At 62.4% G+C, this 24,571-nt stretch carries 25 protein-coding genes; 12 read left to right on the top strand and 13 right to left on the bottom strand.

Features of this window, described 5'->3' with window-relative positions; translation table 11 throughout:
• Positions 1–4: 4 nt before the first annotated feature.
• Together P3T24_RS27220 and aspS are read left to right on the top strand one after the other, a co-directional pair.
• A complete protein-coding gene (locus P3T24_RS27220; protein WP_429286242.1) occupies positions 5–775 on the top strand; it encodes an ATP-binding cassette domain-containing protein in 771 nt (256 codons plus the stop codon).
• Between the two features lie 290 nt (positions 776–1,065).
• Positions 1,066–2,337 carry an aspartate--tRNA(Asn) ligase gene (gene aspS, locus P3T24_RS27215; RefSeq protein WP_429439491.1) on the top strand — a complete coding sequence of 424 codons (1,272 nt, stop codon included), beginning with the start codon at positions 1,066–1,068 and terminating at the stop codon, positions 2,335–2,337.
• Between the two features lie 142 nt (positions 2,338–2,479).
• Here the strand turns inward: aspS and P3T24_RS27210 are convergent, their stop codons facing one another.
• The 3 genes from P3T24_RS27210 to P3T24_RS27200 all read right to left on the bottom strand — a co-directional run bounded on the left by P3T24_RS27210 (position 2,480) and on the right by P3T24_RS27200 (position 5,194).
• Positions 2,480–3,598 carry an alpha/beta hydrolase family protein gene (locus tag P3T24_RS27210; RefSeq protein ID WP_429439488.1) on the bottom strand — a complete coding sequence of 373 codons (1,119 nt, stop codon included), beginning with the start codon at positions 3,596–3,598 and terminating at the stop codon, positions 2,480–2,482.
• Between the two features lie 2 nt (positions 3,599–3,600).
• Positions 3,601–4,485: an AraC family transcriptional regulator gene (locus P3T24_RS27205; RefSeq protein WP_429439485.1), complete on the bottom strand. Its 885-nt coding sequence runs from the start codon at positions 4,483–4,485 to the stop codon at positions 3,601–3,603.
• Between the two features lie 175 nt (positions 4,486–4,660).
• Complete coding sequence (locus tag P3T24_RS27200) at positions 4,661–5,194, bottom strand: arsenate reductase ArsC (RefSeq protein ID WP_429286238.1); 534 nt, start codon at positions 5,192–5,194, stop codon at positions 4,661–4,663.
• A gap of 258 nt (positions 5,195–5,452) precedes the next feature.
• On the opposite strand from P3T24_RS27200, the gene P3T24_RS27195 reads away from it, so the two are divergent.
• Complete coding sequence (locus tag P3T24_RS27195) at positions 5,453–5,719, top strand: hypothetical protein (protein WP_429408808.1); 267 nt, start codon at positions 5,453–5,455, stop codon at positions 5,717–5,719.
• 198 nt (positions 5,720–5,917) lie between these two features.
• Here P3T24_RS27195 and P3T24_RS27190 read toward each other — a convergent pair whose 3' ends face one another.
• Positions 5,918–6,652: a response regulator gene (locus P3T24_RS27190; RefSeq protein WP_429408809.1), complete on the bottom strand. Its 735-nt coding sequence runs from the start codon at positions 6,650–6,652 to the stop codon at positions 5,918–5,920.
• Positions 6,653–6,973: 321 nt separating this feature from the next.
• Between P3T24_RS27190 and P3T24_RS27185 the strand changes: the two genes are divergently transcribed.
• The gene (locus tag P3T24_RS27185; protein WP_074265355.1) at positions 6,974–7,390 is read left to right on the top strand and encodes a MarR family winged helix-turn-helix transcriptional regulator; all 417 of its coding nucleotides are present in this window, start codon (positions 6,974–6,976) and stop codon (positions 7,388–7,390) included.
• Positions 7,391–7,392: 2 nt separating this feature from the next.
• On the top strand, positions 7,393–9,201 hold the full coding sequence (locus tag P3T24_RS27180) for a chloride channel protein (protein WP_429439482.1): 1,809 nt from the start codon (positions 7,393–7,395) through the stop codon (positions 9,199–9,201).
• A 32-nt stretch (positions 9,202–9,233) separates the two neighbouring features.
• Here the strand turns inward: P3T24_RS27180 and rng are convergent, their stop codons facing one another.
• The 9 genes from rng to upp form a co-directional block, all read right to left on the bottom strand.
• Complete coding sequence (gene rng, locus P3T24_RS27175; RefSeq protein ID WP_074265353.1) at positions 9,234–10,703, bottom strand: ribonuclease G; 1,470 nt, start codon at positions 10,701–10,703, stop codon at positions 9,234–9,236.
• A gap of 9 nt (positions 10,704–10,712) precedes the next feature.
• Positions 10,713–11,342, bottom strand: coding sequence for a Maf family protein (locus P3T24_RS27170; protein ID WP_429439479.1), 630 nt, complete (start codon positions 11,340–11,342; stop codon positions 10,713–10,715).
• Positions 11,343–11,555: 213 nt separating this feature from the next.
• Positions 11,556–12,026: a 23S rRNA (pseudouridine(1915)-N(3))-methyltransferase RlmH gene (gene rlmH, locus P3T24_RS27165; protein ID WP_429286233.1), complete on the bottom strand. Its 471-nt coding sequence runs from the start codon at positions 12,024–12,026 to the stop codon at positions 11,556–11,558.
• 93 nt (positions 12,027–12,119) lie between these two features.
• Entirely contained in the window at positions 12,120–12,569 is a 450-nt protein-coding gene (gene rsfS, locus P3T24_RS27160; protein ID WP_074265350.1) for a ribosome silencing factor, read from the bottom strand.
• Between the two features lie 4 nt (positions 12,570–12,573).
• Positions 12,574–13,281 carry a nicotinate-nucleotide adenylyltransferase gene (locus P3T24_RS27155; protein ID WP_254368910.1) on the bottom strand — a complete coding sequence of 236 codons (708 nt, stop codon included), beginning with the start codon at positions 13,279–13,281 and terminating at the stop codon, positions 12,574–12,576.
• A 100-nt stretch (positions 13,282–13,381) separates the two neighbouring features.
• Positions 13,382–14,305, bottom strand: a complete 924-nt coding sequence (hemF, locus tag P3T24_RS27150) for an oxygen-dependent coproporphyrinogen oxidase (protein WP_429286232.1) — start codon at positions 14,303–14,305, stop codon at positions 13,382–13,384.
• 61 nt (positions 14,306–14,366) lie between these two features.
• Positions 14,367–15,644, bottom strand: coding sequence for a phosphoribosylamine--glycine ligase (gene purD / locus P3T24_RS27145; RefSeq protein WP_074265347.1), 1,278 nt, complete (start codon positions 15,642–15,644; stop codon positions 14,367–14,369).
• A gap of 276 nt (positions 15,645–15,920) precedes the next feature.
• Positions 15,921–16,649, bottom strand: a complete 729-nt coding sequence (locus P3T24_RS27140) for a YebC/PmpR family DNA-binding transcriptional regulator (RefSeq protein WP_074265346.1) — start codon at positions 16,647–16,649, stop codon at positions 15,921–15,923.
• 351 nt (positions 16,650–17,000) lie between these two features.
• Positions 17,001–17,651, bottom strand: a complete 651-nt coding sequence (gene upp, locus P3T24_RS27135; RefSeq protein WP_074265345.1) for a uracil phosphoribosyltransferase — start codon at positions 17,649–17,651, stop codon at positions 17,001–17,003.
• A gap of 269 nt (positions 17,652–17,920) precedes the next feature.
• Between upp and P3T24_RS27130 the strand changes: the two genes are divergently transcribed.
• The 7 genes from P3T24_RS27130 to kdpB all read left to right on the top strand — a co-directional run bounded on the left by P3T24_RS27130 (position 17,921) and on the right by kdpB (position 24,559).
• Complete coding sequence (locus P3T24_RS27130; RefSeq protein ID WP_429439476.1) at positions 17,921–18,700, top strand: SDR family oxidoreductase; 780 nt, start codon at positions 17,921–17,923, stop codon at positions 18,698–18,700.
• A 75-nt stretch (positions 18,701–18,775) separates the two neighbouring features.
• A complete protein-coding gene (locus P3T24_RS27125) occupies positions 18,776–19,165 on the top strand; it encodes a methylglyoxal synthase (protein WP_429439473.1) in 390 nt (129 codons plus the stop codon).
• Positions 19,166–19,221: 56 nt separating this feature from the next.
• A complete protein-coding gene (locus tag P3T24_RS27120; protein ID WP_074265342.1) occupies positions 19,222–20,196 on the top strand; it encodes a quinone oxidoreductase family protein in 975 nt (324 codons plus the stop codon).
• Positions 20,197–20,439: 243 nt separating this feature from the next.
• Positions 20,440–20,553 (top strand): hypothetical protein, encoded by a 114-nt coding sequence (locus tag P3T24_RS27115; protein WP_063495261.1) that lies wholly within the window; start codon positions 20,440–20,442, stop codon positions 20,551–20,553.
• Entirely contained in the window at positions 20,550–20,642 is a 93-nt protein-coding gene (kdpF, locus tag P3T24_RS27110; RefSeq protein ID WP_074265341.1) for a K(+)-transporting ATPase subunit F, read from the top strand. Before P3T24_RS27115 ends, kdpF begins: the two co-directional genes overlap by 4 nt.
• Positions 20,639–22,444, top strand: a complete 1,806-nt coding sequence (gene kdpA, locus P3T24_RS27105; protein WP_429408818.1) for a potassium-transporting ATPase subunit KdpA — start codon at positions 20,639–20,641, stop codon at positions 22,442–22,444. Before kdpF ends, kdpA begins: the two co-directional genes overlap by 4 nt.
• Before the next feature lie 30 nt (positions 22,445–22,474).
• On the top strand, positions 22,475–24,559 hold the full coding sequence (gene kdpB, locus P3T24_RS27100) for a potassium-transporting ATPase subunit KdpB (RefSeq protein WP_429286228.1): 2,085 nt from the start codon (positions 22,475–22,477) through the stop codon (positions 24,557–24,559).
• Positions 24,560–24,571: the final 12 nt, after the last annotated feature.

The raw sequence follows: 24,571 nt of genomic DNA, 5'->3' as shown, positions 1-24,571 counted from the left end.
CGTGATGTCCGAAGTGGCGTATGCGCTGCGCGGCGAAGAGATCGTCAAACGCTTCGGTGCGGTTACCGCGCTCGATGGTGTGTCGCTAACGCTCAAGCAGGGAGAAATTCTCGGCGTGCTCGGCGACAACGGCGCGGGCAAATCGACGCTGATCAAGATACTCACCGGCTTTCATCAGCAGACCACCGGCAAGCTGTTTATTGGCGGCGAGGAAACGTTGCTGCGCTCGGTGGATCATGCGCGCGCGCTCGGCATCGAATGCGTTTATCAGGATCTGGCGCTGGCGAATTCGCTGAGCATCTACCACAACATGTTCCTGAACCGCGAGATCATCTATCCCGGTCCATTCCGCCTGTTGAACAACCGCGCGATGCGTAATCGCGCGGCGGAATGTCTCGAGGAGATCGGCGTGCGGATCCCTTCCGTCGACTTGCCGGTCGAGCAGCTTTCCGGCGGACAGCGGCAGGCGATTGCCGTGGCGCGCGCTGTGAACTCCAATGCGAAGATCCTCCTGCTCGACGAGCCGCTCGCCGCAATGGGCGCACGCGAAGCCGGCCTGATCATCGATCTCGTGTTGCGCCTGAAGGAGAAGGGCGGCCTCTCGATCGTGATGATCATGCACAACTACGCGCAGACGCTCGATATCGCAGACCGCGTCATGCTGATGCAGCGTGGCCGTGTTACGTACGAGAAGGAAGCGGCCAGCACCTCGGTCGCAGAGTTGATGGATATCGTGCGGCGGGAGTACCGGGCCATGCGTGCGGCCGAGCAGTGATCCGCGTGACCGCTTTGCGCTTTTGCCCAAACTTTGTTACCTTAGCTGCGGTCGGCCTGTTCTTCGCACGTGAATCTGGCGCAGGCAAGCCGACATTCGATCCGCCACGTTGACTATTTTTCTCCAGACCATGTGCCGTTTTAGCCGTCTCAGCCTGAATAATAATTTGTCGCCTTTGGGTGACAGGAGATTATTTGTCTGTTGAAAAATAAGCACCGTCAAGCCAAAGGCACTCACGAAACTGAGTGCCTTTTTTTATTTCCGCGCGCTTTTCATCAAGGCAGAAGACCATGAGGACCTTAGTTGAAGACCTGAAGCACCATGTGGGTGAAGTCGTCACGCTGTATCTCACGCTGGATGTGCTGAGGGACCAGAAAAACCTGCAGTTCCTGCTTGCTCATGATGTGACCGGGAAGATTCAGCTTGTCGTCGACAAGTCGTCTGTCGCGGAGCATCCGCAAGTGGGGCAGTTGTTGGTGGGTTCGACTTTCGCCACGACGGGACGGATCGTTGCTGCCGCGCAGAGCAAGACTTACGGCGTGGAAATTCAGGTACAGTCCGTGGAGATTTTTTCCAAGGCGCAGCCTTATCCGGTTACCGAGGCGAGCAGTGTCGATCTGCGCTTCAACTTTCGTGTGGTGGACCTGAAGGCGCCGAAGTGGCAACTGATGCTGCGCTTGCGCAGCGCGTTCGAATTCGCGTGCCGCGAGTTCGCCCTGAGCCACGGCTTTACCGAGTTGCACACGCCGAAGCTGATGGGCAACGCCAGCGAGAGCGGTGCCCAGGTGTTTCGTGTCGACTACTTCGAGACGCAGGCGTTTCTCGCTCAATCGCCGCAGTTCTATAAGCAGATGGGGATTGCGTCGGGTCTCGAAGGCGTCTTCGAGATCGGTCCCGTGTTCCGCGCGGAGGAGAGCCGCAGCAGCCGCCATATGACCGAGTTCACCGGTCTCGATGTCGAATTCGCGTGGGTTTTCGAAACAGCTCAGGTCATGGCGTTCGAGGAGCAGATGCTGAGTTATGCGTTTGCGAAACTCGAACCGTTTTCTGAAGACGTCAAAGCGCTGTTCGGCGTCGACTTGCCGCTTGCGCCGAGTGTCAGGTATCTCACGCTGAGCGAAGCCAAGGAGATCCTCTCGGCCCACGGTATGAGTCTCGGTCCCGCGCAAGACCTGCCGGATGAAGGCGAGAGCATGCTGCACAAGCTGCTGGGTAGCGACCTCATCTTCGTGAGCGACTATCCGATCGCCAGGCGTCCTTTCTATCATGCGTGGGACTGCGGGCAGGGCACCACGAAAAGCTTTGATCTGATCTTCAAAGGGATTGAGATTACGACCGGAGCGGTGCGCGAGCATCGGTACGAGGTCTTATGTGAGCAGGCTACTGAGAAGGGTGTCGAACTGGCTTCCATCACGCATTATCTCGACAACTTTCGCTACGGTTGTCCGCCGCACGGTGGCTTTGGCCTGGGCGTCGACCGGGTGATCGCCAGATTGCTGGGGCTGTCGAACGTGAAGGAAGCGGCCTTTGTGCCACGGGATCCGGAGCGGCTGGTGCCGTAACAGCAGTGCGGAGCATAGGTTCCCCGTTCGGATATATGCTTCGTTATGCGAATGGATTGATGACGTTGCCCGGCTGCGCATAAAACGGATCGCAGAGGCTGTACGAACGGCGCGGACGACGCCTTGGCGGAGTCGTTCCACGTCATTGCGCGTTGGCGGGCAATGCATCCTTGAAAAACGCAAGCGCCCGTTCGACTGTCTGTGCATGGACGGCGTCACGGTCTACCCCCGGCCCGTCGTTGCAGATTGCAGCGGCCTGATCAGCCAGCGCCGGTATGCACGTATCCAGGAAGGTGTTATGCAAGGCACCCGGCACCATGCTGACTTTCGCATTTGGCATGAGGCTGGCGATACGCTGAATGTTGGTCGCAATCGGGGCGATTGGATCATTGGTGCCCGCCGTCAGCGAGATGGGGATGTCGACGCCTGCGAAGGCGTCCGTGCCGAAAGCCTCGCCCAGGGCGGGAGCGATCGCAAACACCGCCTTGACGCGAGCGTCGCGATAGGAGTCGCCGGAGCGTGCCATGGACGCAGTTGTCGCGGGCGAGAAGCTCGCCGGTTTCACCGGGCCGTCAGGAAGACGCTTCATTTCGGGCGGATGGCAGATGGCGTCGGCAGCGGGCGACGCGCAGAAGTCCTGGAATCGTTTGAGGTCCGTTCGTGCGCCGGCCAGTTCGAGCACGGTATAGCCGCCGAGCGAAAAGCCCACCGCGCCGATGCGGGTCGTGTCGATACGGGCACCCAGTACCGGATCGTCGAGCATGCCGTCGAGCACTTCGCTCAGGTCGGTGGCTCGCTCCCACCACAGCAGAAAGCCATCCAGGGTCACCGGTTCAAGTGCGTTATTGCCCGGATGATTGACGCCAGCCACGATATAGCCGTTTGCGGCAAGCGCGGAGGCGAGCCAGTCGAGCGTTTCGGCGGTCCCGCCAGTGCCGTGCGACAACACCAGAAGCGGGTATCGGGCGTGAGCCGGCGACAGCGGCGCGCCGCTCGCAAAAGGGTGCGCCTGGAAGGGTGAATCACCCATCGCATGAGGCGTTTCAGGGATGGCAGGGTCGACCGGATACCAGATTCTTGTCACGAGCGCTTCGGTGTGCGCACCACGCCAGTTGCGCGCGACGTCAGGGTGAAAGACACGCACGGCGGCGCCGACGTGATAGGGCACAGCGTTGCCGCTATCCGCGGCGAGAGCGGCGGCGCTTTCGCATGCAGCGACGAGTACAACGAACTTAAGGGCGCAGAGAAGCAGGCGAAGCATGGTCACTCCTTGCGGATGGGGATCATGAGGTCGGTGACGTATTCGTGCTGCCTGTCGGCCGAGGGCCGGCTGCGATAGAACTCGAGAGCGGGCCGGTCGTCGGGTTCGTAGCCGCTGCGTGGCAGCCAGCCGCCGAACAGTGCCCGAAAGGTCGGTGCGATCAGCGCATATGGACCCACGAGCCGGTGGGCCGCATACAGACCGCCTTCGATCCGCACGGCTTCGACCTGGCCGCTCGCCTCCATTGCCGCAGCCGGAACGACGCCGGCGAGGTAGCGGAAATCGCCATCCTCCTCGGGGTCACCGGTACTCATGCCGATCGTGCCTTGAGCCAACGCCCAGTCGGCGCTGCAGCCCAGCATTTGCCATAGCGTCCTGAAGGTCTGGCTGATGGTGGCGGCGGGACCCTCGTGCCGCAGACAAAGCAGATCGAGCGGCGCGAGTTCTACGAGTTCGACGAGCTCGTAGAACGTTACGTCGGCATGCGTCGCAGATGCATCGTCGTCTGCGGCTTCAGATCCGTCTGCCGGCGATACAGTCAGGCGTCGCTGGCGCGTCTGGAATGCGCTGGGGCTGACACCCGTGAAGCCGCGGAAAGCTCTCGCGAACGCTTGCGGGCTGTCGTAGCCCACGGCCCCCGCGACGGTGGTCACCGAATCGTCTGCCACGGTCAGGCGGTGGGCCGCCCGCGCGAGCCGCACCCGCTGAACGGTCTCGACGATGCTTTCGCCGGTCAAGGCACGGTAGATCCGGTGGAAGTGGTACGGCGACAGATGCGCGAGCGCGGCGAGGCTCTCCACGTTGTGGGGCGCGCCTGGGTCTGCCAGGATCGCCTCGATGACGCGGGCGATCCGCCGGTGGTAATCGCGTTCGGTGCTGGGCTTCATGATGGCCGTAGCATAGTCCGTCCGCTGCCTGATGGCGGTGCAGAGCTTGCTGAATTTTGTCCACACAAACCGTTCATAAGGCTGTGGACAATTCGCGGGCAAGCGGCGCAAGTGGCTGAAACGATAGGCTTTGTGCGGCGCGCAACCGGAGTGTGCAGTTGAGCGTCCGGTTGCTTCAGCCAGGACAGACGATGTCCGGCTCGCGCGCGACCCCTTCGTCCACCATGCCGGCGGGCGCCTCGGGCAGCGCGGACGGAGCCTCGGACAATGCGTACCGGGGCAACTCCATGAACAGCGTCACGCGCCGCACGATCTGCCAGAAGACCTTTTCGAACGACCGGGCGCGCTCCTCTGGCGTCATCCCTTCCGCCAGAGGATCCGCAAACTCCCAGCTGACAAATAGGGGTTTGCCCGGAAACACCGGCGCATGGTATTCGGCGACCCGCTCGTCCAGCGCGACGATCAGATCCATGTGCGGCGCCCATTCGCCGGTGAATTCGAGCCAGCTCTTGGGATTGAGCAGGCCGAGCTCGGAGATACCCGGGCGCAGTTGCGCAATCGCCAGCGCATGAACCCGTGCAGCGGGATCGGATCCCGCGCTGAATACCTCGAACCGATGGCCCGCCAGCTCGCGCAGCAGAGCCTCTGCAATGATGCTGCGTGCTGAGTTCTCGCGACAGAGAAACAGCACCTTATATTTTCTGGTCACCCTCTTTGCCCCGTTGCCTGTATTTTCATTGTGACCGGGATTCTGCCAATCGAGTCTTGCACTTATGTGACACTACAATGACTGGTAAGGCATGCTCGCTCGACTGGCGCTGCATCGAAACTGTCATCCCGGATTTGCTGTTTTTGCTATTTTTTCTGCTGTTCCGCTCTCGTGGTTCATTCGAGCCGCTTCTCCGGGCGCGGGCAGCAGCCCGCTAACGCTCGGAAAGCACTTAAAACGTGTTCGGTGAACCATCCCATGCCTGACATCCCGGCAAAACCGGCTCGCCCGCCGGAGGCGATCGAAAACGATTTCACGGACCTCATGGCCTCGAGGTTACCCATTACCGTAGCACGAGAAAAATTCGAACGGCTATGGGATGAAGCGAATTCCATTGCCGCGCGACTCGTTTGCACGGAGCAGGGCAAACCGTATCTCGTGCTGCTCAGGCGCATGCACGAGGCTTTCGAAAATCACTATCGCGGCGTGCCGCAGCGCAATCCGTCGGGCGGGCGGCTTCATTGAGCGGCTGGCGGGTCTGGCTGGCTTCTGGGTGTTGTCTGGCGGAGAAGAGCAAAACGGGCGAGGTCGTACTGCGTCGATCCTAAGGGTTACTAAGGTTTAGCATCCGGAGGACTACGGCTACCTACGACTACGGCTACCTACGACTACGGCTACCTACGACTACGGCTACCTACGACTACGGCTACGACGCTCTTGACCCTAGGCGTATTCCCGTTGCGGCACATGTTGCTCACCGTCGGGAACGAACACGTAGCCGCGACCACGGACGGTTTGAATCAGGCGTGGCGAGGACGGATTGGTTTCGAGAATCTGCCGCAGACGCCAGACCTGCACGTCGACGCCGCGATCGGTATGTTCGTCTTCGGGACCGTACAGCAGGTCGATCAGGCGCTCGCGGGTGAGCGTGCGCATTGCATGATTGATGAAAACCTTGAGCATGGCGAATTCGGTGGCCGACAGGATCTGCGAGCGGTCTGCGGCTTTCAGGGTGCGGGACTCGAAATCGAGCGTGAAGCGTCCAAAGCGGAATGGTTCGCGGTGTTCCAGCGCAGTGGGTGACAACGCCACGCGACGCCGCCGCAAGATGGCTTCGACGCGTGCGATCAGTTCACGCGGGTTAAACGGCTTGCCGATGTAGTCGTCCGCACCCATTTCAAGTCCGACGATCCGGTCGATGTCATCGGAGCGTCCGGTCAGCAGGATCACGGGGATATCGTCGCCTGAGGCACGCAGGCGCCCCAGCGCGGTTAGCCCATCCACGCCCGGCATCAGCACGTCGAGGACGATCACGTCCGGCCGGTCTCTTTCGAGCCAGTGTTGCAGCGCACCCGCGTCGTGCAGCGTCGAGATTTCGATGCCCTGGCGTCCCAGGTAGTCGCATAGCAGGGTGCGCAGTTCTGGATCGTCATCAACGAGAAGAATTCGAATGGTCATGGCGTTTGAGCTCGTACGGAGTGGGCTGGCGCGTCGATTTGCAGGAGTGCTTTTGATGCTTAAACGGCTGGGAGCGTGGAATCCGTCGCTGCGAGGAGATTTTTTTTGCGCAGCGCACGGGCGGGGATTATCGCGAACGAGGCGGCACTTTCTGACAAGAAGCTTTCTTCCCGGCCGGAGCGCCTGAGATCGTGCCTCGGTGCCTTGCTGGGCATGGCCGAGGAGCGACTCACCGGGATGATTACGGAGGCGGATCCGATTGCGGGCCTAAGTATCACAAAGTGATACAATTTGGTTTTTGCATTTTCCTTCGGGACTCCGATGAAAACACTCGCGCGCGGTTTGACCAAGACGAACTTCGAGCAACTGTCCGAGTTTCGCTACCAGATGCGCCGCTTCGAGCGATTTTCCGAGCAGGCCGCGCAGGGCGAAGGCATTACTCCTTTGCAGTACCTGTTGCTGCTGCATATCAAGGGCTATCCGGAGCGCGACTGGGCGACCATCGGCGAACTCGCGGAACGGCTTCAGTCGCAGCACCACGGCGTGGTCGCCCTGGTGTCCCGTTGTGAGGCACTTGATCTCGTCCGGCGCAAGATCAGCGACACCGATCGCCGCCAGGTCGAGGTTCATCTGCTGAAAGCGGGCGAGCAGGTGCTCTCCCGTCTGGCGGAAATGCATCGTGCCGAATTGAAATCCCTCAAGGGTGCCTTCAAGGTTCCCCAGATCGACGTTGAGTAACCATGAACCACGATACGCATAAGCGCGACTTCTCGTCCAACGCGCGGCTTCCTGGAATTTCCCTGCTAGCGGCAGCGATTGGCGCGCTCAGCACGCTCGCGGCGTTTGTGCTGCTGAGCCTGATTCACCTGTTCACGAATCTGTTTTTCTTCGGTGCGTTCTCTTTCGCGGATCGATCGCCGGCACTGAACACGCTCGGTGGCTGGGTGATCGTGATACCGGTGGTGGGTGGCCTGATCGTGGGTCTCATGGCGCGCTACGGTTCGGAGAAAATCCGCGGCCACGGTATTCCGGAAGCAATCGAAGCCATCCTGTTCGGCAAGAGCCGCATGTCACCGAAAGTCGCGATTCTCAAGCCGCTGTCGTCCGGCATCGTGATCGGCAGCGGCGGCCCGTTTGGTGCCGAAGGCCCGATCATCATGACAGGCGGTGCACTCGGTTCGCTGATCGCGCAGTGCGTGAAGGTGACGTCGGCGGAACGCAAAACGCTGCTGGTGGCCGGTGCGGCTGCCGGTATGACAGCAGTCTTCGGGACGCCCGTGGCCGCCGTGCTGCTGGCGGTTGAACTGCTGTTGTTCGAATGGCGGCCGCGCAGCTTCTTGCCGGTTGCACTGGCGTGCGCAGTCGCGGGCTTTGCGCGCGCGGCATTCTTCGGTACAGGTCCGCTGTTTCCCCTCGAAACGGCGCCTCCTGGCGCGCTCTCGCTCGTGTCATGCGTGATTGCCGGCCTGTTGAGCGGGGCGCTAGCCTCCGGCCTGTCCGCTGCTTTGTACAAGACCGAAGACCTGTTCGGCAAGCTGCCTGTTCACTGGATGTGGTGGCCCGCGCTCGGCGGCCTTGTGGTGGGGATCGGCGGATTTCTCGAACCTCGCGCGCTTGGCGTGGGCTACGACGTGATCGGAGACCTGCTGCATCAGCATGTCGTGCTGCAGGTCGCTATCGCCATTCTGGTTGTGAAGGCCATTATCTGGGTGGTTGCACTGGGCTCCGGCACGTCGGGCGGGGTGCTCGCTCCGCTGCTCATGTTGGGTGCAGGACTTGGCACCGTGCTTGGCCACGTGCTGCCAGGCGGCGAACCAGCGCTGTGGCCGCTCGTTTGCATGGCAGCGACACTCGGTGCAACGCTTGGTGCGCCGCTCACGGCAATCGTGTTTGCGTTTGGCCTGACGCACGATAGCAACGCGTTGTTGCCGCTCCTGGCCGCTACGCTCGTGGCACACGGCTTTGCGACCGTGGTCATGCGGCGCTCCATCATGACGGAGAAGATCGCTCGCCGCGGATACCACATCTACCGCGAGTATGGTGTCGATCCGCTCGAGCGCCACTACGTCGACGAGGTGATGTCCCGGTCCGTCGAGACGATCGACGCCAACCTGTCGGTGAGCGAGGCGCTGATGACATTCTTCGGCACCACGCAAACGCATCGAGCCTATCCGGCGCTCAAGGACGGTGTGGTGACCGGCATGGTAGACCGCGCGGCGCTAGAGCGGTTTCGTGACAAGGGGACCGCAGGGGCTGCCCAGGCGTCCGACGCGCGCCTTGCCGATCTGTTGAGCGCAAACGCGCCGATTGTTGCGTTACCCGATGAAACCTGCAGGCTGGTCGCGACGCGGCTCGCAGTCCATGGTCTCGAACGTTTGCCCGTGGTTGCCGACAGGCAGACGCTCCGTCTGGTCGGGATCGTCTCGCGAAGCGATCTGATCAAGCCGTCTCTCGCGCATTTCGAAGACGAACACAAGAGAGAGCGGTTCCGTCGCGTTGCGTTTAACCGTAGTGCGAAGCGTTTTCCGCCAGTGCGGCGGACGGGATGAATTGAAACTTCTGGAATATGACCTGCTTTGAACTACATCAGCACGATGTCGTACTGCTCCTGGCTCAAATTCGACTCCACCTGCAGCGACACCGGCTTGCCGATGAAATCGATCAGCATCGCCAAATGTTGCGACTCCTCCTCGAGGAATAGATCAATCACCTGCTGCGAAGCCACCACGCGAAACTCACGCGGATTGAACTGCCGCGACTCACGCAGAATCTCGCGCAGCACGTCGTAGCAAACAGTCCGTGCGGTCTTGACCTGCCCCTTACCCTGACACACCGGACACGGTTCGCAAAGCACATGCGCCAGCGACTCGCGAGTCCGCTTACGCGTCATCTCCACGAGCCCAAGCTGCGAAAACCCGTTGACCGTCACCCGCGTGCGGTCGCGCGACAGCGCCTTCTTCAGTTCACCCAACACCTGGTCGCGATGTTCGACGTTCTCCATGTCGATGAAGTCGATGATGATCACGCCGCCCAGATTGCGCAGGCGCAACTGCCGCGCGATCGTATGCGCAGCTTCGAGGTTGGTTTTGAAAATCGTATCGTCGAAGTTACGCGCGCCGACGTAGCCACCGGTGTTCACGTCGATGGTCGTCATTGCTTCAGTCTGATCGATGACGAGATACCCGCCCGACTTCAGATCCACGCGCCGCGACAATGCCCGCTGAATTTCGGTCTCGATGTTGTAGAGATCGTAGAGGGGCCGTTCGCCCGCGTAGTGATGCAGCTTCGATGACACCGCGGGCGTAAATTCCGCCGCGAAATCGGACAGCATCTGGAACGTCTCGCGCGAATCGACCTGAATGCGCGACGTCTCATCGTTTACAAAATCGCGCAGCACGCGTTGAGCCAGATTCAGATCCTGATACAGCAGGCTCGTCGGCGGCATGCGCTGACCCTGCGAGAGAATCGTCGTCCACGTCTTGCGCAGATATGCCACGTCGCTGGCCAGTTCCTCGCTGGTGGAGTCCTCGGCGATCGTGCGCACGATGTAGCCGCCTTTCTCATCAGCGGGCAACACGGCAGTCAGCCGGGCGCGAATCGCTTCGCGTTCTGCTTCGCTTTCGATCTTCTGCGAAATCCCGATATGCGGTTCCTGCGGCAGATAAACGAGTGTGCGCCCCGCGATACTGACCTGCGTGGACAGCCGCGCGCCCTTGGTGCCAATCGGATCTTTGACGACCTGGACCATCAAGGTCTGACCTTCGAAGACGATCTTTTCGATCGGCTGATGCGGCGCCTGATGCTGCGGTTCGCCCGCGAGGCGCGGATGCCAGATGTCGGCCACGTGCAGGAACGCTGCGCGCTCGAGGCCTATATCGATAAAAGCGGATTGCATGCCCGGCAACACGCGAACGACCTTGCCGAGATAGACGTTGCCGACGCGTCCGCGCGACAGTGTGCGTTCGACGTGAAGTTCCTGGACGGCGCCTTGCTGGACCAGCGCGACGCGCGTTTCCTGCGGCGTGACATTGATCAGGATTTCTTCATTCATGGTGTTGTTCTAGAAGTCGATGCGCGCCGCACGCAGGAGTGCAGCGGTTTCAAAAAGAGGCAAACCCATGATACCTGAATAGGACCCTTCGATACGTTCGATAAACTCCGCGGCACGCCCCTGTACGCCGTACGCTCCTGCTTTGCCGAACGGCTCGCCGCTGTCCACATAGTGTTGCAGGGCGCCCGCCTGCACTGCAGCAAAACGCACGCGCGATACCGACAACGCAGCCGGCAGCAGCGCCCCGTTCGCATCGACCACGGCCAGCGCCGTCAGCACCTCGTGTTCGCGTCCGGCGAGGCGCGTGAGCATGGCGAGCGCGTCGTCGGCATCGGTGGGCTTGCCGAGAATCGCGTCATCGATCGTGACGGTTGTGTCCGCAACGAGGATCGGCGCAGACACATGAGCGCCCGCGACCAGGCGCGCACGTGCCGCTTGCGCTTTGGCCTGGCACACGCGCACTACGTAGTCGTGTGCAAGCTCGCCGGCCAACTCGGCTTCGAGCGCTTCGGCGTCTTCGTCGGGGCGGGGCAGCAGCAGCTCGTAGCGCACGCCTAGCTGTTGCAGCAGCTCCTGGCGGCGCGGACTTTGGGAGGCGAGATAGACGAACGAATGGAGTGCAGCAGCGGGCGTTGCCATAAAGGGTCTCAGTCGGGCATGGGTTGGTTTTGAGGTCGCGCGTGAACAGCGTACGGCATACGCGAACGGCGCGCATTCACCGGGCACATCAAAGGCACATTCGGAAAAGCGCGTATGACCGCGGCGCGCAGGTGGCATATACGCAAGACGCAAGCGACTAAACAAAAGGTGCGCCGGAATGTCCGGACAGCCGTAGGCGCTTACCTCAGCCGCTCACACGCGGTGATAGGGGTGATTTTGCGTGATGGTCCACGCGCGGTAAAGCTGTTCGGCAAGCAGCACACGCACCATGGCGTGCGGCAGCGTCAGGCTGGAGACGCGCAACAGCATGTCGGCGCGCGCCTTGAGATCGGGGTCGAGTCCATCGGCGCCGCCGATCAGGAACGCCACGTCGCGTCCATCCTGCTGCCAGCCGGGCAGCGCGGCGGCAAGCTGCATGGTGGTCCAGTCCTTGCCGCGTTCGTCGAGCGCGACAATGCGCGCGTTCTTCGGCAACGCGGCTTCGATCTTCAACCGCTCCGCCGCCATCACGCTCTCGGCGGGACGCCCCGACGATCGCTGTTCGGGCTTGATCTCGCGCAACTCGATACGCAGCTCGGGCGGCATGCGCTTCGCGTACTCGTCGAAGCCGGTGGCGATCCAGTCCGGCATCTTGTGGCCGACGGCGAGGATGTGCAGTTTCATTACGGATGTGATTGCGGACGCACTCGCGGATGTAATCGCTGACGGATGGTCAACGTTACGTACAGCAAACCGCTCTCGTGCTCACCCACGTACTTATCGACGGCGCGCCGGCGTCTTGCGAGCCGGCTTGGCGGCCGGTTCGTCCTCTTCGTCTTCATCGAGCGGCTCGCTGGCGCTGGCACCGCCGAACGGGCTCGAGCTCGTCAGCTTGATGCGCACGGGCTTGTCGCCCCAGATTTCTTCGAGGTTGTAGTACTGGCGCAGCGCCGGTTGCAGGATGTGCACGACCGCGTCGCCGCAATCGACCAGCACCCATTCGCCCACGTCTTCACCTTCCGTGCTGATGATTTCGCCGCCGTTTTCCTTGACCTTTTCACGCACGCTGGAAGCGAGCGCCTTGGTCTGACGGTTCGAGGTGCCGGAGGCGACGATCACGCGGTCGAACAGTCCGGTCAGATGGCTGGTGTTGAACACCTTGATGTCTTGCGCTTTCACGTCTTCAAGGGCGTCGACGATCGTGCGTTGTAGTTTGCGAATATCCATGGGGTTACCGGTGGTACAGATGGTGTTGAAGAATATAGTCCCACACCGCGGTGGGGACATGGCTCGCGGCCTCGTTCTGTTGCTGGCCGCCGGCATGCTGAGCTAGACGTTCGCGCAGATGCGCGCGGATATCGGTGGCCGAAACGTCGAAGGCCAGCGTGGTATCGATCAGCAGATGACCACTGGGTGTTGCTTGCAGCACGCTGGCGTCAGCCTGGCGTGCGGCGATTTCGGCGGTGACCGGCGGCGGGATCGAGGCGAGCTCGAAGCCGGGGCGGGTCGACGCGCAGATATGCGCGAACTCGAACAAACGGTGCCACTCGCGCCAGGTATCGAGCCGCACGAGCTGGTCGGCGCCGATCAGCAGCGACAGCGATGCCTGCGAACCTTCCTTCTCGCGCCAGCGTTGCAGCGTCTCCACCGTGTAGGTGGGGCCGTCGTGTTCGATCTCGTCGGTGGCGACGCTCACCTTTACGCCCGGTAGCTCCAGCGAGCCGGCTGCGGCTCGGGTCATCGCCAGGCGGTCGGCGGCCGGCGAGACATCCGGCTTCTGCCAAGGCTGGCCGGCTGGCAGCAGCACCAGCTCGGTGAGCTGCAGCACCTCGGCAAAGCGGCGCGCAAGCGCCAGATGGCCGTCGTGAATCGGGTCGAAGGTGCCGCCCAGCAGGCCGATCCGGCGGGGCAGGGCAACAGGGTGAGCGTTCGCGTTCAGGTGAGAATCCTTTGTCGTGACGGCGCTAGCGGGCGGCGAGGCCGGCGGGTAGCCCAGGCCTTCAGTGGCCCTTGGTGCGCATCGATGCGTTCAGCGCTCTTCAGACCCACTCGCGCGGCACGAGGAAATCGCTGTAAAGGCGTGCTTCGGGCGTGCCGGGCTCCGGCTGCCAGTTGTAGCGCCAGTTCACCACAGGCGGCATCGACATCAGGATCGACTCGGTGCGTCCGCCGCTCTGTAGCCCAAACAGTGTGCCACGGTCGAAGACCAGGTTGAACTCAACATAGCGGCCGCGCCGGTATGCCTGGAATTCGCGCTCGGCCTCGCCGTACGGAATGTTGCGGCGCTTTTCGATGATCGGCAGGTACGCTTTGAGGAACCCGTCACCCACGCTTTTCAGCATCGCGAACGATTGCTCGAAGCCCGGCTCCGAGAAATCGTCGAAGAAAATCCCGCCGATACCACGCGCTTCGTTGCGGTGCTTGAGGAAGAAATACTCGTCGCACCAGCGCTTGAAGCGCGGATACAGCTCGGCGCCATAGGGCTGCAGCGCGTCGCGGCAGACGCCATGGAAATGCTGTGCATCTTCCTCGAAGCCATAGTACGGCGTCAGATCCATGCCGCCGCCGAACCAGAACACCGGTGCTTCGCCTGCCTTGGTGGCGATCAGCAGGCGCACGTTCATATGCACGGTCGGGCAGTACGGATTGTGCGGGTGCAGCACGAGCGACACGCCCATTGCTTCGAAACCGCGTCCGGCGAGCTGCGGGCGGGCGGCGCTCGCCGAGCCCGGCAGTGCGTCGCCGGCGACGTCGGAGAAGCCGATTCCGGCGCGCTCGAAGAACTGGCCGCCTTCCAGAATCCGCGTGATGCCGCCCCCGCGCAGCTTCTCGCCGGGGGCGCGCTGCCAGGCGTCGGTGGCGAACGGGGTGCCGTCGAACGCGCCGAGCGTCTCGGCGATGTGCGTCTGCAGGCCTTGCAGCCAGCTACGTACAGCCTGTACGTCGTAGTTCGAATCCGTCATGAATGCAGGTGCTGGGGCGGCGCGCAGGGCGCGCCGCGGGTTCGTCGGGTTGCGATGTGGCTCAGCTATGTTTGCGGTTCAGCGCACGATAGCCGATGTCGTGACGATATTGCATGCCGTCGAACGAAATCTGGTTGATCGTCTCGTAGGCCACAGATTGCGCGCTGCGCACCGAATCCGCCAGCCCCACCACGCATAGCACCCGGCCGCCCGAGGTGGTCAGCTTGCCGTCGGCCAGGGTGGTGCCGGCGTGGAACGTTACCGAATCGTCGGTCTCGGCCGGAATATCGCTGATCCGGTCGCCCTTGCGCGGGCTGTCCGGATAGTTGTGCGCAGCCAACACCACGCCGAGCGCGGTGCGGCGGTCCCATTCCAGTTCGACCGTGTCGAGCGTGCCGGCGATCGCCTGCTCCACCACCTTCGAGTAGTCGCCCTTCAGACGCGCCATGATCGGCTGCGTTTCGGGGTCGCCCATGCGGCAGTTGAATTCGAGCGTCTTCGGGTTGCCGTGGGCGTCGATCATCAGGCCCGCATACAGGAAACCGGTGAAGCGGATGCCTTCCTTCTCCATGCCCTGCACGGTCGGCAGAATGATTTCGCGCATCACGCGGGCGTGCAGTTGTGGCGTGACGATCGGCGCGGGCGAATAGGCGCCCATGCCGCCCGTATTCGGGCCCTGATCGCCGTCGAGCAGCCGCTTGTGGTCCTGGCTCGAGGCAAGCGGCAACACATGCTTGCCGTCCACCATCACGATGAAACTCGCCTCTTCGCCAGCGAGGAATTCTTCGATCACGACGCGTGCGCCGGCATCGCCAAGCTTGTTGTCCGACAGCATCATGTCGACCGCGGCGTGCGCTTCTTCGAGCGTCAGCGCGACCACCACGCCCTTGCCGGCGGCGAGGCCGTCGGCCTTGATGACGATCGGCGCACCCTTGGTGTCGAGGTAGGCGTGGGCGGCAGCGACATCTGCGAAGGTTTCGTATTCGGCCGTCGGGATCGCATGACGCTTCATGAACGCCTTGGCGAAGTCTTTCGAGCTTTCGAGCTGCGCAGCTTCCTTCGTGGGCCCGAAAATCTTCAGGCCGCGCGAGCGGAACAGATTGACGATGCCCGCTGCGAGCGGCCCTTCCGGCCCCACCAGCGTGAAGGCGATCTGTTCCTTCTCGACAAAATCGGCGAGCGCAGCCGGCTCGGTGATGTCGACGTTGCGCAGACGCTCGTCCTGGGCGGTGCCGCCGTTGCCAGGTGCCACGTAGACGAGCTGGACTCGCGGCGATTGCGCGAGCTTCCATGCGAGCGCATGTTCGCGACCGCCGGACCCGACGACGAGTAACTTCATGTGATTCCCCGAAGACTTAAAAACCATGAACGACCGGCGCATTGGCGGCGCCGGCCGTGAATATCCACAAGGTTCGCACAAGGCGAACGGCTAACCTGTGACGCCGGCACAAAAAGACGCCTGACGTGCAGCTGGTTTGCAAAAAACGTTGGCAAAGCAAAGACGGCAGACAGCGGGACACAGCGACCGACAGCACCGGCAAAGGACTTCATGCAAGACGCGTGCTACGCACCGCGACAGCCTGCGGGCGCCACGCATGGCGCGCCCGCGCGGCGCTCATTCGCCGGCGATGGCAGCGTTTGTATAGACTTCCTGCACGTCGTCCAGATTTTCGAGTGCGTCGAGCAGCTTTTGCATCTTCACCGCGTCGTCGCCGGTGAACTCCACTTCCGTCTGAGGTTTCATCGTCACCTCAGCCAGTTCCGCCTTGAAGCCGGCGGCTTCGAGCGCAGTCTTCACCTTCGGGAAATCGTTCGGCGGGCACAGCACTTCGATACTGCCGTCCTCGTTCGTCACCACGTCGTCGGCGCCGGCTTCGAGGGCTGCTTCCATCAGCTTGTCTTCGGGCGTGCCCGGCGCGAACAGGAACTGGCCGACGTGATCGAACATGAACGCCACCGAGCCGTCCGTGCCCATGTTGCCGCCGTTCTTGGAGAACGCGTGACGTACTTCCGCGACGGTGCGGATGCGGTTGTCCGTCATGGTGTCGACGATCACTGCCGCGCCGCCGATGCCGTAGCCTTCGTAGCGGATTTCTTCGTAGCTTGCGCCGTCGACGCCGCCAACGCCACGCTGGATGGCGCGATTGACGTTGTCTTTCGGCATGTTGGCGTCATACGCCTTTTCGACGGCGAGCCGCAGACGCGGGTTCGTGTCGATTTCGCCTCCGCCCATGCGGGCAGCGACTTGAATTTCCTTGATGAGCCGCGTCCAGATCTTGCCGCGCTTGGCATCGGTCGCTGCTTTTTTATGCTTGATGTTGGCCCATTTCGAATGACCCGCCATACCTTTCTCCGTCGCGCGCGCCTGCGGGGCGCACGCATAGTGCAATTGTCGTTGCGATGTCGGGCGCTTGGGAAGGCGCGCCTCGATGTCAAACCGCGCTGCCGGACCGCGATGTCCGACCCATTTCATCTTGAACCTGAAGCGCCCGGCAATCGGACCGGACCGGTCTGAACTGGGTCCCGCGGACCCCGCAAAGGCGTGATGCGCCGGGCGATTGTGCAAGTTGAGCCGCTTGATGAGCGGATGCGAATTTTATCATGCCGCGGGGGTGCGGCAGAGGGGTGGCGACGCGAAAGAGCGTGCCTGTTGGGGTTGCGGCGCCAATTTAGCGCCGCTGCGACTCTTTCAAACTCAGTTCTTCGTCCCAAACAGCCGGTCACCCGCATCGCCCAGCCCCGGCACGATATACGCGTGTTCGTTCAGATGCGAATCGAGCGACGCTACGTAAAGTTTCACGTCCGCGTGCGCGTCCTGGAACACCTGCACGCCTTCCGGCGCGGCCACCAGCGCGAGGAACATGATGTTTTCGCCCGGCACGCCGCGGCGCTTGAGCACATCCACGGCATGCACCGCCGAGTAGCCGGTCGCCACCATCGGATCGCACAGGATGAAAATCCGGTCTTCCAGATCCGGCAGCCGCACCAGATACTCGACCGGCCGGTGGTCGTCCGCCCGGTACACGCCGATATGGCCGACGCGGGCCGACGGAATCAGCTCCAGCAGGCCGTCGGACATGCCGACGCCGGCCCGCAGCACCGGCACGATCGCCAGTTTCTTGCCAGCGATCACCGGTGCATCGATCTCGAGCAGCGGGGTGGTGACGCGTCGCGTGGTCATGGGCAGGTTGCGGGTGATCTCATAGCCCATCAGCAGCGTGATCTCGCGCAGCAACTCGCGGAAGGTGCGCGTCGAGGTGTCCCGGTCGCGCATATGCGACAGCTTGTGCTGGATCAGCGGGTGATCGAGGATGAAAAGATTGGGGAAACGGCTGTCCTGTGTCATGGCGGGAGCGCTAGCGGCGGCAAGAGGAATCGGTCGGCGGCCCGTTTAACCGGCAGAACCGGCAGGTGGGCTCGCCACGCGCTGCAAGTTTACCGAAACTGCTGCCCGAAGATACCGGAGATTGCGGGGGCCGTCGGCAGTCAGGCACCGTTTCTTCTAGAATCGGGGGAAACCGTCCGCTCGGGCGCAAGCGGCAGTCGTGGCGTTGCCCTTTCTGAGGCTCCGCCGCGCCGTCATAGGATCAGGAAGAGATAGAGGAGGATGGGCAGATGGACATGGGAATCGCAGGACGTACCGCGCTGGTCTGCGCGGCCAGCAAGGGGCTCGGCCGCGGCTGTGCGGAAGCGCTGGCCGCCGAGGGCGTGAATCTGGTGATCGTCGCCCGCACGGCGGAGACGCTCGAGGCCACCGCCGCCGAAATCCGCGCCAAAACCGGCGTCAAGGTCAAGACCGTGGCGTGCGACATCACCACGCCGGAAGGGCACGCGGCTGCGCTCGCCGCATGTCCAGAGCCGGACATCCTCGTGAACAACGCAGGTGGGCCGCCGCCCGGCGACTTCCGTAACTTCACGCACGACGACTGGATCCGCGCGCTTGAATCGAACATGCTGACGCCGATCGAACTGATCCGCGCCACCATCGATCCGATGATCGCGCGCGGCTTCGGCCGCATCGTCAACATCACGAGTTCGGCGGTGAAGGCGCCGATCGACGTGCTGGGTCTCTCGAACGGCGCCCGCTCAGGTCTGACCGGTTTCGTCGCCGGCCTCGCGCGCAAGGTGGCGCGCGACGGCGTGACGGTCAACAACCTGCTGCCGGGACTGTTCGACACCGACCGCATTGCCACGACCATCAACGCTCAGGCGAAGGCCCAACACCTGTCCGTGGAAGAAACACGCAAGCAGCGCATGGCGTCGATTCCGGCGGGCCGTTTCGGCAATCGCGATGAATTCGGCCGCGCCTGCGCGTTTCTGTGCAGCGTGCATGCCGGCTACATCACCGGGCAGAACTGGCTGCTGGATGGCGGCGCCTATCCGGGCACCTTGTGAGCGGTCGCTGTTTCAGCGCCACACCCCGAAATCACAACCACAACAACACATCTGGATCTGGAGATTGAGTCCCTCATGACGACCCGCATCGCGCTGATTGCGCACGACCACAAAAAGGACGCCATCGTCCAGCTTGCCGGCGAATACGTCGACACGCTACGGCGTTGCGACATTGTTGCAACGGGCACGACCGGCTCGCGAATCGCGGACAAGCATGGGCTGAACGTCGAGCGAATGCTGTCCGGCCCGCACGGCGGCGATCTGCAGATCGGTGCGCAACTCGCCGAAGGTCGCGTCGATATGGTGATCTTCCTGCGCGATCCGATGACGCCGCAGCCACACGAACCGGATATCAACGCGCTGGTGCGCGCCTGCGACGTCCACAACGTGCCGTGTGCGACCAACATTTCGACGGCGCGGATGATTCTTGACGTCCTGACCTTGCGGCTCGCGGAGAAGGTCTGAGATTCGCACCTCGAATTCACTCATCGCAGATAACTTGTACGTCGACAGGAAACATCATGGTCAAGGCAATTCGTTTCGATAAGACAGGCGGCCCCGAGGTGATGAAGTGGGTCGATGTCGAGGTAGGGGAGCCGGGTAATGGCGAGATCCGCATCAGGCAGCATGCGGTCGGCCTGAACTATATCGACGTCTATTTCCGTACCGGTTTGTACCCCTTGCCGCTGCCGGGCGGTCTCGGCATGGAAGCGGCCGGCGAGATCACGGCGGTGGGCGCCGGCGTGACGGGTCTGAAGACCGGCGACCGGGTCGCGTATGTGGCGCGTCCGCCGGGCGCCTATGCCCAGGAGCGCGTGTTGCCCGCGGTTCAGGTCGTCAAGCTGCCGGATGCGCTGAGCTACGAGCAGGCCGCCTCGGTGATGCTGCAGGGCTTGACCGCGCAGTATCTGTTGCGGCGGACCTATCCGGTTAAGGCAGGCGACACGATCCTGATCCAGGCGGCTGCTGGCGGCGTCGGCCTGCTGGCGTGCCAATGGGCAAAGGCGCTGGGCGCGACGGTGATCGGCACGGTCGGCTCGGACGAAAAGGCGGAGATCGCCAAAGCGCATGGCTGCGATCACCCCATCGTCTACACGCGCGAGAATTTCACCAAGCGCGTGCGCGAGATCACCAACGGCGCGGGCGTGCCGGTTGTCTACGACTCGATCGGCAAGGACACGTTTACCGCCTCGCTCGACTGCCTCGCACCACTCGGCCTGTTCGTGAGCTTCGGCAATGCGTCGGGTCCGCTGCCGCCGATCGATTCCTCCGAGTTCGCCGGACGCGGGTCGCTCTTCTTCACCCGGCCGACCCTGTTTACGTACATCGGTAAGCGGAGCGATTACGAGGCGATGTCGGCGGAGCTGTTCGACGTATTGGTGTCGGGCAAGGTCAAGACCAGCATCAACCAGCGCTATCCGCTGTCCGAAGTCGGGAAGGCGCACACCGAACTGGAAAGCCGCCGCACCACCGGTTCGACGGTGCTGCTGCCGTAGCCGCAGTCCGCATCAAGGTGTAATAGCGGCGCCATAAAAATTCCGCGCCGCACCACGCTCCGCACGAGCATGGTCTCTCCGCCGTAAAAGCCAGCCCCCACGCGCGCCAGGCCGTTCCAGCCACACCGGAACGGCCTTTTTCGTTTACACATTTTTTACATCGCCCCTGCCATCTTTGACCAGGACTTTACGCCGATCGGCATAACGTTCTACCCATCCAAAGTCCGCTACTGGAGAACACAAATGGATGTGCTGTATGTCGGGGGGATGGTGCTATTTGCAGCGCTGACCTTTGCTTTGATTGCCGGCTGCGAGAAGTTGATGCAGTTCCGGCGTGGCCAGGGAGCACGCTCATGACCTGGATTCTGTGGTTATCGGGCGCTGCCACTGCGCTGCTTTTCATATACCTGGTCTATGCGCTGCTGCGCGCGGAGGACATTGAATGAACTCGAACAATGTCCTTCAAACGGTCATTTATCTGGTCGTGCTGCTTGCACTCGCCGTACCGGTCTCGCGCTATATCACGCGCGTGATGGATGGCACCTCCCGCGTGGTCCGCTTCGGCGGTCCGCTCGAGCGCGTGCTGTATCGCATCGCCGGCGTCGATTCGTCGGCCGAGATGAGCTGGAAGCATTATGCGATCGCCACCATCGCGTTGAATGCGCTCGGCACGCTATTCCTGTACCTGATATTGCGCGTGCAGGGCTGGCTCCCAGGCAACCCGCAGCAGTTCGGTCCGATGTCGGTCGACAGCGCCTTCAATACGGCTGTCAGCTTCGTCACCAACACCAACTGGCAGGATTACACGCCTGAGCAGACCACCGGCTATCTGACGCAGATGCTTGGCTTCACGGTGCAGAACTTCCTGTCCGCAGCCACAGCCATCGCCGTGGTGATCGCGCTGATTCGTGGCTTTGCCCGGCACACGGCGCAGACCATCGGTAACTTCTGGGTCGACATCACACGGGCAACGCTGTACGTGCTTATGCCGATGGCGGCCATCATCGCCGCGTTGCTGATGAGCCAGGGCGTGATCCAGAACTTCAAGGCATATCAGGACGTGCCGACCCTGCAAACCACTACCTATGCCGCGCCGAAGCTCGACGCACAAGGCAACCCGGTGAAGGATGCGAAGGGTAATGCGGTGACGGTCGACACCAAGCTGACGACGCAGACTATCGCGATGGGCCCGGTGGCATCGCAGGAAGCGATCAAGATGCTCGGCACCAACGGTGGCGGCTTCTTCAACGCGAACTCGGCGCATCCGTACGAAAATCCGACGCCGTTCAGCAACTTCCTGCAGATCGTCGCGATCCTTATCATTCCCGCGGCGCTGGCTCTGGTGTTCGGACGGATGATCGCGGACCGCAGGCAGGGTATCGCGGTACTTGCCGTGATGACGATTGCCTTCACCGCCTGTGTGGTGGGTGAAATCAGCGCCGAGCAGGCAGGCAACCCGGCCTTTACCGCACTGCATGTCGATCAGTCCGCCAATGCGCTGCAGTCGGGCGGCAACATGGAAGGCAAGGAAACGCGCTTCGGCATCGCGCAGTCGGGCATCTTTACGGTCGCCACGACGGCGGCGTCGTGCGGTGCAGTCGACAACACGCATGACTCGCTGACCCCGCTCGGCGGCCTCTACCCGATGTTGCTGATCCAGTTGGGCGAAGTGATCTTCGGCGGTGTGGGCTCCGGTATGTACGGGATGCTCGTGTTCGCGCTGCTCGCCGTGTTCGTCGCAGGCCTGATGATCGGTCGTACGCCTGAATATGTCGGCAAGAAGATTGAAGCGTATGAGATGAAGATGGTGTCGATCGTCGTGCTGCTCACGCCGCTGCTGGTGCTCGTGGGGACCTCGATCGCAGTGCTGAGCGATGCGGGCAAGGCCGGTATCGCCAACCCCGGTCCGCACGGCTTCTCGGAAATTCTCTACGCGTTCAGCTCGGCTGCAAACAACAACGGTAGCGCGTTCGCGGGACTGTCGGTGAATACGCCGTTCTACAACTGGCTGACGGCGATCGCGATGTGGTTTGGCCGCTTCGGCACGATCGTGCCGGTGCTGGCGATTGCCGGCTCGCTGGCAGCCAAGAAACGCCTGGCTGTCACCGGCGGCACGCTGCCTACGCATGGTCCGCTGTTTGTGGTGCTGCTGCTTGGCACCGTGCTGCTCGTCGGCGCACTGACGTACGTGCCTGCGCTCGCTCTTGGCCCAGGCGTCGAACATCTGTTGATGATCGCCGGCCATTGATCCGGGCAACCAGGAAAAAACGAGGCTTCAATGACTGAACATAATGCAACGCGGTCCATGTTCGATCCGGCGCTAGTGCGTCCGGCGATCGTGGACTCATTCAAGAAACTCACGCCACGCACCCAGTTTCGCAACCCGGTGATGTTTTGCGTGTATGTCGGCAGCATTCTGACGACGATCCTCTGGATCGCCGCGCTGGGCGGCCAGGCCGAAGCGCCTGCGGGGTTCATCCTCGCGGTGTCGCTGTGGCTGTGGTTCACGGTGCTCTTTGCCAACTTCGCGGAAGCGCTCGCTGAAGGCCGTTCCAAGGCCCAGGCTGCGTCGCTGCGCAGTGCGAAGAAAGACGTGATGGCCAAAAAGCTCAACGAGCCGCATCCGAAGTCGCCGATCCGCATCATGACGGCTTCCGATCTGCGCAAGGGCGACGTCGTACTGGTGGAAACCAACGACGTGATCCCGGCTGACGGCGAAGTGATCGAAGGTGTGGCATCGGTGGACGAGTCAGCAATTACCGGCGAATCCGCACCGGTGATCCGCGAATCGGGCGGCGATTTTTCGTCGGTAACGGGCGGCACGCGCGTGCTGTCCGACTGGATCGTCGTGCGCGTTACGGCGAATCCGGGCGAAGCCTTCCTCGACCGCATGATTGCGATGGTCGAAGGCGCGAAGCGTCAAAAGACGCCGAATGAAATCGCACTGACGATTCTGCTGGTCGCGCTGACCATCGTGATGCTGCTCGCTACCGCGACGCTGCTGCCGTTCTCGATCTTCTCCGTCGAAGCCGCCAAGGCTGGCCAGGTGGTGAGCGTCACCGCGCTCGTGGCACTGCTGGTGTGTCTGATTCCGACCACGATCGGCGGCCTGCTGTCCGCCATCGGTGTGGCCGGTATGAGCCGCATGATGCAGGCCAACGTGATCGCGACGTCGGGCCGTGCGGTGGAAGCGGCTGGTGACGTCGACGTGCTGCTGCTCGACAAGACCGGCACGATCACGCTCGGTAACCGTCAGGCTTCGACCTTCGTGCCGGCGCCGGGCGTGACTGAAGAAGCGCTTGCCGATGCTGCGCAACTCTCGTCGTTGTCTGACGAAACGCCGGAAGGCCGCAGTATCGTCGTGCTCGCCAAGCAGCGCTTCAACATCCGCGCTCGCGACATGGCTTCGTTGCAGGCAACCTTCCTCGCCTTCACCGCGCAAACGCGGATGAGCGGTGTGGATCTGCCTGGCCGCGAAATCCGCAAGGGCGCGGCCGACGCCGTCAAGACCTACGTCGAAGCAAACGGTGGCCGCTATCCGGCGGAAGTGAACAACGCGGTAGCCGAAGTGGCACGCCGCGGCAGCACGCCGCTGGTGGTAGCCGAGAAGGGTGAGCACGGTGCACGCGTCCTTGGCGTGATCGAGCTGAAGGACATCGTCAAGGGTGGCATCAAGGAACGTTTCGCCGAGCTGCGCAAGATGGGGATCAAGACCGTCATGGTGACGGGCGACAACCGTCTGACGGCGGCCGCGATTGCAGCCGAAGCAGGCGTGGATGACTTCCTGGCGGAAGCCACCCCGGAAGCCAAGCTGACGACGATCCGCGCGCACCAGGCCGAAGGCAAGCTGGTGGCGATGACCGGTGACGGTACCAACGACGCCCCGGCACTGGCGCAAGCCGACGTCGCAGTGGCGATGAATACCGGCACGCAGGCGGCGAAGGAAGCCGGCAACATGGTCGACCTCGATTCGAACCCGACCAAGCTGATCGAGATCGTCGAAATCGGCAAGCAGATGCTGATGACGCGCGGCTCGCTGACGACGTTCTCGATTGCCAACGACGTCGCCAAATACTTCGCCATCATTCCAGCTGCGTTCGCTACGACGTATCCGGCGCTGAACGCGCTGAACGTGATGCATCTGGCGACGCCGGCCTCGGCGATCATGTCGGCGGTGATTTTTAACGCGCTGATCATCGTGCTGCTGATTCCGCTGGCACTGAAGGGCGTGAAGTACCGGCCGCTCGGTGCTTCGATCCTGCTGCGCCGCAATCTGCTGATATATGGCCTGGGCGGGATCATCGTGCCGTTTATCGGCATCAAGCTGATCGACATGGTACTGGCCGCGTTCGGCTGGGTTTAACAGGCAGCGGCC

The sequence above is a fragment of the Paraburkholderia sp. GAS33 genome, assembly GCF_050436645.1.
Classification (GTDB): Bacteria; Pseudomonadota; Gammaproteobacteria; order Burkholderiales; family Burkholderiaceae; genus Paraburkholderia; species Paraburkholderia phenazinium_B.
Note: the sequence above shows the minus strand (reverse complement) of the source record. Positions and strands in the feature narration are given on the sequence as shown.